Source organism: Curtobacterium sp. MCSS17_005 (genome assembly GCF_003234225.2).
Lineage (GTDB): Bacteria > Actinomycetota > Actinomycetes > Actinomycetales > Microbacteriaceae > Curtobacterium > Curtobacterium flaccumfaciens.
On the sequence record NZ_CP126258.1, the window covers coordinates 960,404 to 973,311 of the forward strand.

Consider the following 12,908-nt stretch of genomic DNA (forward strand, 5'->3'; position numbering starts at 1 on the left):
GACGACGGTTCGTGACCGCTCGGCCTCGGGCCGACGGCACGTCGTGACCGAGAGCCGAGCGGGCTCGGGCGCGCGCGGGCTTGCGCGGGCTTGCGCGCCGCCCGGTCTGGCGGGGCAGGCTCGGCGCGGCTAGAGGACCTTCGAGTAGCAGACCGACAGGGGCGCCCCGACGTAGGGCCCGAAGTTCGCGATCCGCCGGAACCCCTCGCGCTGGTAGAACCCGACGGCGCGCTGCTGCTCCGTGCCCGTCTCGAGGACGAGCGCCGGGGACCCCAGGTCGAGCGCGGCTTCTTCCAGCCGTCGCAGCAAGGCAGCCGCGACGCCGGACCCGCGAGATTCCGGTCGGACGTACATCCGTTTGATCTCGGCGATGCCGTCGTCGACGATGCGCAGGCCCCCGCACCCCAGGGGAGTCCCGGACTCGTCCCGTGCGACGAAGAACACCGCGATCGACTCGGCCGTCGGCTTCTCGCCCGGTTCGGTGTCGCCGCCGTGCGCCCGGTCGATCTCCAGGCGCTGGGCGGCGCGGAGTCGCTGGGCGTCGGGGGAGTCGAAGTGCTCGACCTCGATCGAGATGGCGTTCGGGGAGGCCTCGGGCATGGTCACCCGATCAGGCTAGCGGCCCGAGCGGGCGATCCACCCCTCCACTTCCGAGGGGGTCCGGGGGATGCCGACGGACAGATTCTCGGCGCCGTCCTCGGTCACCAGGATGTCGTCCTCGATGCGGACACCGATGCCGCGGAACTCCTCCGGCACGGTCAGGTCGTCCTGCTGGAAGTACAGTCCGGGCTCGATCGTGAAGACCATGCCGGCCTGAACGGTGCCGTCGAGGTACATCTCGCGGCGGGCCTTCGCGCAGTCGTGCACGTCGAGCCCGAGGTGGTGGCTCGTGCCGTGCACCATGTAGCGGCGGTGGAACTGGTTGTCCGGCTCGAGCGACTCGGCGGCGGAGACCGGCAGGAAGCCCCACTCGGCGGTCTTGCGCGCGATGACCTCCATCGCGGTGGCGTGCACCTGGCGGAACGTGATGCCCGGCTTGACGATCGCGAACGCGGCGTCGGCGGCTTCGAGCACGGCTTCGTAGACCATGCGCTGCACGGGCGAGAACGTGCCACTCACCGGCAGCGTGCGGGTGATGTCGGCGGTGTAGAACGAGTCGACCTCGACCCCGGCGTCGATGAGGATGAGATCGCCCGGCTGCACGGCGCCGTCGTTGCGGGTCCAGTGCAGGATGCAGGCGTGGTGGCCCGAGGCGGCGATGGTGTCGTAGCCCACGGTGTTGCCGTCCGCGCGGGCCCGGCGGTTGAACGTGCCCTCGACGATGCGCTCACCGCGCGGGTGCGCGAGCACGGCGTCGAAGTCGCCGATGACGTCGTCGAACCCGTGCTTCGTGGCGTCGACGGCCTTGCGGAGCTCACGGACCTCGTACGCGTCCTTGACCAGTCGCAGCTCGGACAGGTCGCGGGCGAGCAGGTCGTCGCTGGCCGGCGACCCCTCGGTCTCGTCCGCGCCACCGATCGCCGCGCCGATGCGGGCGTCGAGCGAACGGGTCAGGTCGTCGTCGGCCTCACGCACGAGCAGCGCCGACGCGTCGAGTGCGTCGGCGACGGCCGAGAACGCCCCGAGGTCGGCCGTGGCCAGCCCGAGGTCGGCGGCGACGGCGTCGAGCGAGGGGCGCGGCCCGACCCAGAACTCCCCGATCTCGGGGTTGGCGTAGAACTCTTCCGAGTCGCGGCCCGCGGTGGCGCGGAAGTACAGCGTCGCGTCGTGGCCGGAGCCGTTCGGCGTCATCACGAGCACGGAGCCGACGACGGTGTCGGTGCCCCAACCGGTCAGGTGCGCGAAGGTGGAGTGCGGGCGGAACGGGTAGTCGCAGTCGTTCGAGCGGACCTTGGCCTGCCCGGCCGGCACCACGATCGTGCGGCCCGGGTGCAGCTCGGAGATGCGCGCGCGACGGTCGGCGGCGAACGCGGCCTGCTCGCGGGGCTCGGGCTGCGCTTCCGAGCGCTCGGCCCACTGCGACCCGATGAAGTCCTTGAAGGTCGAGGACCCGGGGGTCGTGGATCGGTTGCTCGTCGCGCGGGGAGTCGTGTCGGCCATGCGTCCATCATCGCACCGCCCGGGGACACCCGGCCTGTGCGGCCACTCACCTGTGGATAGCATTGGCCTCGTGCCAGACCCGTTCATCGACCTGCACGCGCACTCCAGTGTCTCCGACGGCACCGAGCGTCCCGCGGAGCTCGTCCGAGCGGCCGCGGCCGCCGGACTCGACGCCGTCGCGCTGACCGACCACGACACGACCGCGGGGTGGGCGGACGCCACGGCCGCGGCGCACGAGCTGCCCCTGACCCTGCTGCCCGGCCTCGAGCTGAGCACCCGGATCGGCTACCGCAGCGTGCACGTGCTCGGCTACCTGGTGGACCCCGAGCACCCCGGACTGGTCGAGGAGACGACCCGGATCCGCGACGGCCGGCTCTCCCGCGCGCACCGCATGGTCGACCGCATCGCCGAGGACCACCCGATCACCTGGGCGGACGTCCTGGCCCAGTCCAGCCCCGGTGCCACGATCGGCCGTCCGCACATCGCCGACGCCCTGGTCGCCCGCGGGCTCGAGTCCGACCGGTCCGCGGCGTTCCGCGGCATCCTGCACCCGGCGTCCGGCTACTACGAACCCCACGAGGCACCGTCGCCCCTGCGCGGCGTCGAACTCATCCGGCAGGCGGGCGGCGTGCCCGTCATCGCGCACCCCGCGGCGTCCTCGCGCGGGATCGTCATCGACGAGCCGATGCTCCGCGACCTGGTCGACGCCGGGCTCGGCGGGCTCGAGGTCGACCACCGCGAGAACCTGGCACACGGCAAGCGCACCCTGCTCGACTGGGCGACCCGCTACGGCCTGTTCGTCACCGGTTCGAGCGACTACCACGGCACCGGCAAGCCGAACCGGCTGGGCGAGCACCGCACCGCACGCGTCTCGTTCGACGCGATCGTGTCCGAGGCCACCGGCAGCGCCCCGGTCGTCGGCCCCGGTTCGCGTCTGGCCTGACCGCAGACCGAACGGCTGGCCACTGGGTCTTCGGCCTGGCCGACAGTCCACGCGCCGGCGTCCGCGTGCACTGTCGCTGCGCGCGTGACGCCGGTCCGCGGGTGGAGACGACGAAGGGCCCGTCGCGTCAGCGACGGGCCCTTCGGTCTGGAGGCGCTACTCGCCGTCCGACGTACCCTGCGGTGCCGAGGCGGTCGCCGAGGCATCGCCGGTGCCGGCTCCGCGACGGCGGCGACGACGGCGACGCTTCGCGGCGCCGTCGGTGGTGGAACCACCTTCGACGGCCGAGCCGTCCTCGGTGCCCGCCGCGGCGGTGGGGGCGACCGACTCGGTGGCCGGAGCCTGCGGGGCGGACTGCTCCGAGCCTCCTGACCGGGTGCGGCTGCGCGACCGCGAACGCGACGCGTCACGCGAACCCGAACCCGAGGCCGGGCGGTCGCTGCTGCGCTTCTCGACGGGCGCGCCGGCAGAAGCGGCGTGCGACGACGAGCCGGGCAGACGGCCCTTGGTGCCCTTGGGGATGTCGAGTTCCTCGAACAGGTGGGGCGACGACGAGTAGGTCTCGACGGGCTCGGGGATGCCGAACTCGAGCGCCTTGTCGATCAGCGTCCACTTGTGCAGGTCGTCCCAGTCGACGAACGTGACCGCGATGCCGGTCTTGCCCGCACGGCCGGTGCGGCCGGCGCGGTGCAGGTACGTGTCCGGGTCGTCCGGGATCGTGTGGTTGATCACGTGCGTGACGTCGTCGACGTCGATGCCGCGGGCGGCGACGTCGGTGGCGATGAGCACGTCACGCTTGCCGGCCTTGAACGCCGCCATCGCGCGCTCGCGCTGCTCCTGGTTGAGGTCGCCGTGCACCGCCGCGGCGTTGAACCCGCGGTCCTTCAGCTCCTCGACGAGCTTCGCCGCGGCACGCTTGGTGCGGGTGAAGATCACGGTCTTGCCGCGACCCTCGGCCTGGAGGATGCGGGCGATGACCTCGTCCTTGTCCAGGGAGTGCGCACGGTAGATGAGGTGCTTGATGTTGGCCTGCATGAGGCCCTCGTCCGGGTCGGTCGCCCGGATGTGCACCGGACGGCTCATGAACCGGCGGGCGAGCGCGACGATCGGCGCGGGCATCGTCGCCGAGAACAGCATCGTGTGCCGCACCTCGGGGACGGCCTGGAAGATGCGCTCGATGTCCGACAGGAACCCGAGGTCGAGCATGCGGTCGGCCTCGTCGAGCACGACCTCTTGCACGTGGGAGAGGTCGAGCAGACGCTGCCGCTGCAGGTCGATGAGTCGCCCGGGCGTGCCGACGACGATCTGGGCACCGGCCTTGAGCTGCTCCACCTGGCCCTCGTAGGCCTTGCCGCCGTAGATCGAGACGACCGTGGTCGGACGGTTCGAGGCCGCGAGCTCGAGGTCCTCGGTGACCTGGACCGCGAGTTCACGGGTCGGGACGACGACGAGCGCCTTCACGCCGTGCGCCGGGTCGGCACCGAGTCGCTGGATCAGCGGCAGGCCGAAGCCGAGCGTCTTGCCGGTACCGGTCTTGGCCTGGCCGATGATGTCCTGGCCGGTGAGGCCGAGCGGGATGGTCTGTTCCTGAATCGGGAAGGGCTCGAGGATGCCCTTGCCGGCCAGTGCATCGACGATGTCCTGGTCGATGTTGAGGTCTGAGAAAGTCAAAGAATCACCTTAGTTCTGGTGGAAGTCCGGGCCAGTCTACCGACGGGGCCGTCCTCCGGGGCGCGCCGGGGTGCTTCGGGGAGTCGGGCGGTCCGGTCCGGGCGCCGAGCGGGGCGACCGGCGGGTCCCACGGGGCGCGCCCTCTATGCTGGTCGGGTGGTGTCGTGGTGGAACCGGAAGCGCGCGGCGCAGCTCGCTGCCGCATGGCTCGCGTCGCGGAACCCGCGCGGAGCCGCACAGGTCAAGCGGCTCGCGCTCGACGACGTCACCCCGGAGCTCGACGTCTACCTGGGGCAGGCCGCGTACCTGCAGCTCTCCGTCTACGAGACGATGGGACGAGCCGGTGCTTCGGCCCCGACGCTCTCCGGCCGTCTGGTCACCGGGGTCCTCGCGACCACGGCGCTCGAGCGGCACCGCACCATCGTGGCCGAGATCGAGCGCGGCGGCGGGGACCCGGCGGCGCTGATGGCCCCGCACCGCGAGGCGATCGACCTGTTCCTCGAACGGACGAGCGGCGCCGACTGGTACGAGTCGATGCTGACCGGCTACGTGACGGCCGGCATCCTGAACGACCTGTTCGGCAACCTGCTCCGCTCGCTGCCGATCGACGTGCGGCAGCGGCTGCGTTCGGTGTTCGACGCGCGCGAGGAAGCAGCGGTCGTCGAGGAGCTGACGGCTCACATCGAGGACGACCCGCAGATCGGTTCGCGTCTGGCGATGTGGGGACGACGTCTGGTGGGCGACACCCTGCTGGTCGCCCGGTCGGCGCTGGCGTCGCACGCTCGCGAGGACCAGGAGCGGCTCGAGCCGGTCTGGACCGAACTCATCGCCGCGCACACCCGACGGATGGACGCACTCGGTCTGACGGCCTGAGCGGTCAGGCTGCCTGCGGGGCGGGCTGCTCGAGCGTCAGGTTGCTCGGGCGTCAGGCGCCGCGCGTCTTGAGCTGCTCGTAGTACGCGGCGTCGCGCTTGTCGCGCTGGGTGCCGAGGAGCCACTCGACGACGAGGGCGACCACGCCGGACCCCACGAGGGCCACGACCCAGATCCAGGTGCCGTCGTACCGCCACCCGGCCCAGGTCAGCGCCTCCCAGAGGACGGCTGCGGCGATGCCGCCGACCGCGGGGCCGACGAGCACGCCGCGGTTCGACCGCCACGGCAGGATCACGTGCGCGACCGCGCCGATGATGACGCCGCCGAGGACGGCGAAGAGCAGCTCCACGTCGTCAGGCGACGAAGCCGATGCGCCGTGCCTCTTCCGCGCCGACCTCGACGTACGCCAGGGCCGAGACGGGGACGATGAAGCGACGACCCTTGTCGTCCTGCAGCGACAGGTGCGTCGACTTGGCGGTGAGCGCCTCGGACACGGCCTTCTCGACCTCGTCCGCGGTCTGGGCGGTCTCGAAGGCGATCTCGCGGGGGCTGTTGATGATGCCGATCTTGATGTCCACGAGCACAGCGTATCCGAGCGGTCCCGTGCGGCATCGGGCGTTCGCCGCGGGCGCACTCGACGGCGCGACGACCGGTGCCCCGCGCGTCCGCAGCGGTGCTGTCGGCGGTCCTGGGTACCGTACGAGCGTGCCGCAGACCATGCTGATGCCCGCTCCCGAGGACACCGGGTTCGCGCGCGCACTGGTCGACGACCCCTCGCAGGCCGCGGTGCTCGCGTTGCCGGACGGGCGTCACGCCGCGGTGATCGGTGCGCCGGGCAGCGGCAAGACGACCACGCTCGCACGGCTCGTCGCCGACCGGCTGTCCCGTCCCGACGCGATCACCCCCGACGGCCACGCGACGGTGCTCGCCCTGACCTCGGCACGGACGGCCGCGACGGCGTTGCGTGACCGGCTCGCTCGGGCGGTCGACCGGGTGGTGCCGGGTGCCCTCGCACGCACCGTGAACTCACTGGCGTTCCAGATCGTCGCCCACGCGGCGGCGGTGCAGGGGCAGGAACCCCCGACGCTGCTCACCGGCGGGGAGCAGGACCGGATCATCGCCGACCTGCTCGCCGGGCACGAACTCGACGGAGCCGGACCGGCCTGGCCCGACCCCATCACCGCCGTCGTCCGTGAACGAGCGGGGTTCCGCACCGCCCTGCGCGACGTCATGATGCGTGCGGTGGCCGCCGGTGTCGAGCCCGACGACATGCGGGAACTCGGCGACGAGCTCGGACGGCCCGAGTGGCGGGCCGTCGGGGACTTCGTGGACGACTACCGAGCGTCGGTGACCGCGTTCCGGCCCACCGGACTCGACTCCGGCGAACTCGTGGCGTACGCCACCGCCGCGGTGCTGCGGCACGAGCTCCCCGCGAGCATCGCCGCCCTGCGCCTGGTCGTGGTCGACGACACGCAGGAGCTGGTGGAGGGTGAGATCGCGCTGCTCGGGGCACTCGCGCGCTCCGGCGTGCAGGTCGTGGCCTTCGGCGACCCGGACATCGCCGCCTCGGCGTTCCGCGGCGCCGAACCGGACGTCCTCGGTCGACTGGCCGTGCGACTCGGCGTCGACCGCGTCGACGAGCTGTTCCTCGGCGCCGTGCACCGGCACCCCGCCCCGATCCGCGCTCTGGTCACCGGCGTCACGGGTCGCATCGGCACCGCGGCGGCCGGTCGGCAGCGCAGCGCCTCGGCGGGCGACCAGGATGCGCGGTCCGACGCCGTCGTGCACCTCGAGGCCGCCAGCCGGTCGGCACTCGTCGTGGCGATCGCCCGTCGACTGCGCGAACACCGCCTGCTCGACGGTGTGCCGTGGCACCGGATGGCCGTGGTCACCCGCAGCGGTGCTGCCATCCCCGAACTCGTCCGGGCGCTCTCCGTGGCCGAGGTCCCGGCGACCGCCGGTGCCGCGCCCGTCCGTCCGCGCGACGACTCCGCGGCGAGGGCGCTGCTCGACGCGGCCGCAGTGGCGCTCGACGTCCTTCCGCTCGACGCCGCTCTGGCCACCGCGTTCGCCTCCGGGCCCCTCGGCGGCCTCGACACCCTGGCGATGCGTCGGCTCCGGCTCGCCCTGCGGCGCGAGGAACTCGCGGGCGACGGCAGCCGCACCGCCGACGAACTGCTGGTCGATGCCCTGGGCGCACCGGAGCGTCTGGCGACGGTGGACGCCGGGTTCGCGCGACGCGCGACCCGGCTGGCCCGGAGCCTGGTGCAGGCGCGTGCCGACGCCCAGGCGGGATCGAGCATCGAGGAGATCCTCTGGGGCCTCTGGGAACGCAGCGGTCTCGCGAAGTCGTGGGGTGCCCAGTCCGCCGCCGGTGGGGTCGGCGCCGGGGAAGCCGACCGGCACCTGGACGCCGTCGTCGGCCTGTTCACCGCCGCCAAGCGCTTCGTCGAGCGCACGCCGGACGCCCCCGCGCGGGTCTTCGTCGACGACCTGCTCGGCGCCGACCTGCCCGAGGACTCGATCGGCCCCGACCGGACCGCCGGCCGGGTGCGGGTGCTGACGCCGTCGGCGACGATCGGGCTCGAGTGCGACGTGGTCGTGGTGCTCGGTCTGCAGGACGGCGTCTGGCCCAACACCCGGGTGCGCGGCAGTCTGCTCGACCCGGACGGACTGGTCCGCGCTGCTGCCGGGGTCGAGCGTTCGCCCATCGACGACCGTGCCGCCGTGGTCGCCGACGAACTCCGGCTGTTCGCCCGGGCCGTCTCGCGCGCCACCACCCAGGTCGTCATCGGCACGGTCGCGAACGACGACGAGTCGCCGTCACCCTTCGTCCGGCTCGTCCCGGTGCCGCCCGACCGTCAACCGACCGTCCACCCGCTGTCCCTGCGTGGGCTCGCCGGGTCGCTGCGCCGCCGTGTGGTGGGCTCCGGCGACCACGAGGCCGCCTCCGCGCTGGCCCGCCTGGCCGAGGCCGAGGTCCCCGGGGCGGACCCGGACGAGTGGTACGGGCTCGCCGAACCGACCACGGACGACCCCCTGGTCGACCTCGACGCCGAGCCCGCGCCCGAGATCGAGGGTGGCGAGCCCGTCGCCCCGGCCGTGTCGGTGTCGCCGTCGCGGATCGGCACCTTCGAGGAGTGCCCGGTGCACTGGTTCGCGCAGACCTTCGGCGGCGGTGCCCCGAGCCCGGCGATGGGCATCGGCACGATCGTGCACGAAGCGATGGAGCACGCCACCGCGATCGACGTCGAGTCGCTGTGGGAGCGGGTCGAGGCGCGGTGGGACGAGCTGACGTTCGAGTCACCCTGGGTCGCCGACCGCGAACGTGCCCGGACCCGGCGGATGATCGAGGGGCTGAGCGACTACCTCCGCACCTTCGCCAGCGCCGGCCGTCGACTGCTCGGTGCCGAGACCTCGTTCGCGCTCGTGACCGGGCCCGCCCGGATCCGGGGGAGCATCGACCGCATCGAGGTCGACCCCGAGGGGCGGGTGAGCGTCGTCGACCTGAAGACCGGCCGTTCCATGCCCAGCGAGAAGAACGACATGCCGGAACACCCGCAGCTCGGCGCCTACCAACTCGCGGTCGAGGACGGCGCGGTCGAGGGCGTGCCGGCGGGGTCCCCGATGACCGACGCGCGGCTGGTCTTCGTCCAGAACCCCCGCGGCGGACAGGCGTACTCCGAGCGGACGCAGCACGCGTTCGACGCCGAGGCGCGCGAGGCCTACCGCGAGCGGTTGCACGGGGTGGCACGGGGCATGGCCGGCCGGACGTTCGTGGCGAACGTGGACGACCACTGCGAGAAGGCCCGGACCGGGGTCGAGTGCCGGATCCACGTGGTGGCGGAGGTGACCTGGTGAGCGACACGGCGGACACGACCGGCACGTCTGACGCGACCGGCACGTCTGACGCGACCGGCACGGCGGCTGTGGCTGGCACGGCGGCTGTGGCTGGCGCGGTCGGCACGGCTGCCGCTGTGCCGCGCGTCATCCGGCACGGCGCCGACGCCATCGCTGACGCCCTCGGCCGCCCCCGTCCCACCGCCCAGCAGCGCGCCGTCATCGAATCGCCGCTCGTACCGGCACTGGTCGTCGCCGGTGCCGGCAGCGGGAAGACCGAGACGATGGCGTCCCGCGTGGTCTGGCTGCTGGCCAACGGACTCGTCCGCCCCGACGAGGTCCTCGGACTGACCTTCACCCGCAAGGCCGCCGGCGAACTCTCCGTCCGCATCAACGACCGCATCCGCGCGCTCGAGGACGTGGGCTTGATCACCCCCGGGGACGCCTTCGAAGCGCCCACAGTCTCGACGTACAACGCCTTCGCCAACGCGGTCTTCCGCGAGAACGCCCTGCTCGTCGGGCGTGACGGCGAGTCCCAGGTGCTGACCGAACCCTCGGCCTGGCAACTCGCCCGTCGGGTCGTGGTGGCCGCCCGCGACGACCGGCTCGCCGGACTCGACCGCGACGTCGACACCCTGACCGCAGCCGTGGTGGCGCTCGCCGGTGCCACCTCCGAACACCTCGTCGAGCCCGAGGACCTGCGCCGGTTCGCGATCGAGTTCTCCGAGCTGCTCGAACTCCCCGGCAACCGCGGCAAGCCGTACAAGGCGATCACCGACGCGGTCGCCGCGATCGGCGCCCTCGAACCCCTGGCCGACCTGGTCGCCGAGTTCGGGCGGCAAAAGGTCGACCGCGGGTTCGTGGAGTTCTCCGACCAGATCGCCCTCGCGCTCGCCGCGGCCGAGTCGGCCCCACGCGTCGTCACCGACCTGCGGAGCCGGTACGGGGTGGTGCTCCTCGACGAGTACCAGGACACCTCAGTGGTGCAGACCCGGTTCCTCGCCCGGCTGTTCCGCGGGCACTCGGTGATGGCGGTCGGCGACCCGCACCAGTCGATCTACGGGTTCCGCGGTGCGAGTGCCGCGAACCTCGCCCGGTTCCCGCACGACTTCGGCACCGACGAACCCGGCGTGGCCGAACCCGTGACCTTCGCGCTGTCGACCAGCTGGCGGAACCCGGTGGACGTGCTCGCGGGGGCGAACGCGATCGTGGCACCGCTGTCCGAGGCGTCCGAGGTCGACGTCGAACGGCTCTCGCCCCGGCCGGGCGCGGACGCCGGCACCGTGCGGGTGGTGTTCCCCGAGACCCTGCCGGAAGAGGCCGACGAGGTCGCGGCGTGGTTCCAGGACCACCGCCGGCAGGACCCGACGGGCTCGATGGCGCTGCTGCTGCGCGCGCGGAAGGACCTCGCGGCGTTCACGGCGGCGCTCGGTGCCCGCGGCGTGCCGTACCACGTGCTCGGCACCGGCGGACTGCTCCAGCGCCCGGAGATCGTCGACCTGGTGGCGTGCCTGCGCGTGCTGCACGACCCGGCGGCCGGCAACGACCTGATCCGGCTGCTCGCGGGTGCACGGTGGCGGGTCGGGGCGGCGGACATCGTCGCCCTGCACCAGCTCGCCCGGTGGCTGTTCCAACGTGATCACACCCAGCAACGCCTCGACGACGACCTGACCGCGGCCTTCCGGGCCTCGGTGGCCGCCGGGGAGCACGGGTCGATCGTCGACGCGCTCGACTTCGTCGCGACCGCACCCGACGAGCACGGCGCGCTCGAGGGCATCACCCCCGCGGGTCGCAGCCGGATGCGTGCGCTCGGCGGGCAGCTCGCGATGCTCCGCTCACGCGCGGGGAGCGACCTGGTCGACTTCGTGACGCTCGTCGTGCAGGGGATGCGACTCGACATCGAGGTCGCCGCGCACGAACAGGGCAGCGGCGCGTACCTCGACGCCTTCATCGACGAGCTCGCCGGTTTCGTGTCGACCGACGACCGCGCCGACCTCGGTTCGTTCCTCGGATGGATCGACGCCGCAGCCCGACGGGACGACATGGGCCCGCGGTCCGAGGAGCCCGAGGCCGGCACCGTGCAGATCCTGACGATCCACGGGTCGAAGGGGCTCGAGTGGGACGCCGTCGCAGTGCCCCGGATGGTCGAGGGCGGCCTGCCGGCGCGTCCGCAGGAGGGCTCGTCCGGCTGGCTCGGGTTCGGCCGACTGCCGTACGAGTTCCGCGGGGACGCCGCCGAGCTGCCACGACTCGCATGGCGCGGGCAGGAGACCCAGAAGGACGTCACCACGGCGATCGACGCCTTCAAGGAACAGGTGAAGGCGCGCAACGAGGACGAGGAACGCCGGCTGACCTACGTCGCCCTGACCCGTGCCAAGCACGACCTGCTGGTGTCCGGCTCGTTCTGGGCGGGCGGGGTCCGACCCACCGAGCCGAGCCGCTACCTGCGCGACCTGGTGGACGCCGGCGTCATCGACGGTGCGGCGATCCCGGAGACGACGGTGCACGACGAGAACCCGATGGGGGAGAGCGGCGCGACCCAGACCTGGCCGCACGTGCCGTTCGGGCAGCGTGCGCCGCGGGTCCTGGCCGCCGCGGAGCGGGTGCGGAACGCGAACCCCGGTGCTGCGGGGCGCTTCGCCGCCGACATCGACCTGCTGCTCGCCGAACGGCACGCCAACCGGAACGCGAAGCACGCGGTCGCCGTCCCGCACAGGGTGCCGGCCTCGGGCTTCAAGGACTACCTGACCGAACCCGACTCCGTGGCCGAGCGGCTCCGCCGGCCGATGCCGGAGCGACCGTACCGGGCCACCCGGCTCGGCACCCTCTTCCACCAGTGGGTGGAACAGCGGGCGCGGAGCGGCGGCGCGCTCGAGACGCTCGACGTGTGGGACGGCGAGCTCGACCTCGATGCTGACGACCTCGCCGATTCGTCGCCGGACGCCGTGGTCACCGACGACGACGCCCGTCGCCTCGCGGACTTCCAGGCGACGTTCGCCGGTTCACGATGGGCCGGGCTGACGCCGATCGAGGTCGAGCGCGAGATCCACATCCCGTTCCTCGGCCACAGCGTCGTCTGCAAGCTCGACGCCGTGTACGAGATCGACGGGCGCGCCGAGGTGGTCGACTGGAAGACGGGCAAGGCGCCGTCGGGGGCGGACGACCTGGCCCGCCGCACCCTGCAGCTCGCGTTGTACCGCGTCGCCTACGCCGAGTTCACCGGGCGACCGCTCGACCAGGTCGACGCGGTGTTCTACTTCGTCGCCGACGACCTCGAGGTCCGTCCGACCGAGCTGCTCGACCGAGCCGGACTCGAGCGCGCGTGGTCCGAGGCCATCGGCAGCTGACGTCCCGCGGTCGCGCTGCGCCGGTGTCGTGCTCCGCCCGTGTCGTGCTCCGCCCTGGAGGCCCGGTGCCGGTCCGCCGGACCCGCGCCGGGCCTCCAGGCGGTCGCGTCGACGACTCCTGCCGCACTTGGTGA

Annotated in this window: 9 protein-coding genes; 4 read left to right on the forward strand and 5 right to left on the reverse strand. The window is 72.9% G+C overall.

The annotated features are described in order from the left end of the window. Positions 1 to 129: 129 nt before the first annotated feature. Complete coding sequence (locus DEJ20_RS04740) at positions 130 to 600, reverse strand: GNAT family N-acetyltransferase (RefSeq protein WP_181431559.1); 471 nt, start codon at positions 598 to 600, stop codon at positions 130 to 132. A 15-nt stretch (positions 601 to 615) separates the two neighbouring features. Continuing rightward, positions 616 to 2,100 carry an aminopeptidase P family protein gene (locus DEJ20_RS04745; protein WP_111235452.1) on the reverse strand — a complete coding sequence of 495 codons (1,485 nt, stop codon included), beginning with the start codon at positions 2,098 to 2,100 and terminating at the stop codon, positions 616 to 618. 70 nt (positions 2,101 to 2,170) lie between these two features. On the opposite strand from DEJ20_RS04745, the gene DEJ20_RS04750 reads away from it, so the two are divergent. Continuing rightward, positions 2,171 to 3,043, forward strand: a complete 873-nt coding sequence (locus DEJ20_RS04750; protein WP_027464577.1) for a PHP domain-containing protein — start codon at positions 2,171 to 2,173, stop codon at positions 3,041 to 3,043. A gap of 156 nt (positions 3,044 to 3,199) precedes the next feature. On the opposite strand, the gene DEJ20_RS04755 is transcribed toward DEJ20_RS04750, so the two are convergent. Beyond that, complete coding sequence (locus DEJ20_RS04755) at positions 3,200 to 4,714, reverse strand: DEAD/DEAH box helicase (protein WP_111235453.1); 1,515 nt, start codon at positions 4,712 to 4,714, stop codon at positions 3,200 to 3,202. Between the two features lie 159 nt (positions 4,715 to 4,873). On the opposite strand from DEJ20_RS04755, the gene DEJ20_RS04760 reads away from it, so the two are divergent. Continuing rightward, the gene (locus DEJ20_RS04760) at positions 4,874 to 5,587 is read left to right on the forward strand and encodes a ferritin-like fold-containing protein (RefSeq protein ID WP_258377170.1); all 714 of its coding nucleotides are present in this window, start codon (positions 4,874 to 4,876) and stop codon (positions 5,585 to 5,587) included. A gap of 52 nt (positions 5,588 to 5,639) precedes the next feature. On the opposite strand, the gene DEJ20_RS04765 is transcribed toward DEJ20_RS04760, so the two are convergent. Then, the gene (locus DEJ20_RS04765; protein ID WP_111235454.1) at positions 5,640 to 5,936 is read right to left on the reverse strand and encodes a hypothetical protein; all 297 of its coding nucleotides are present in this window, start codon (positions 5,934 to 5,936) and stop codon (positions 5,640 to 5,642) included. Positions 5,937 to 5,940: 4 nt separating this feature from the next. Beyond that, positions 5,941 to 6,165: a DUF3107 domain-containing protein gene (locus DEJ20_RS04770; RefSeq protein ID WP_031259670.1), complete on the reverse strand. Its 225-nt coding sequence runs from the start codon at positions 6,163 to 6,165 to the stop codon at positions 5,941 to 5,943. Between the two features lie 127 nt (positions 6,166 to 6,292). Between DEJ20_RS04770 and DEJ20_RS04775 the strand changes: the two genes are divergently transcribed. Continuing rightward, positions 6,293 to 9,448, forward strand: coding sequence for a UrvD/REP family ATP-dependent DNA helicase (locus tag DEJ20_RS04775; protein WP_181431553.1), 3,156 nt, complete (start codon positions 6,293 to 6,295; stop codon positions 9,446 to 9,448). A 116-nt stretch (positions 9,449 to 9,564) separates the two neighbouring features. Further along, on the forward strand, positions 9,565 to 12,774 hold the full coding sequence (locus tag DEJ20_RS04780; protein ID WP_258377171.1) for an ATP-dependent DNA helicase: 3,210 nt from the start codon (positions 9,565 to 9,567) through the stop codon (positions 12,772 to 12,774). The last annotated feature ends 134 nt before the right edge of the window (positions 12,775 to 12,908 follow it).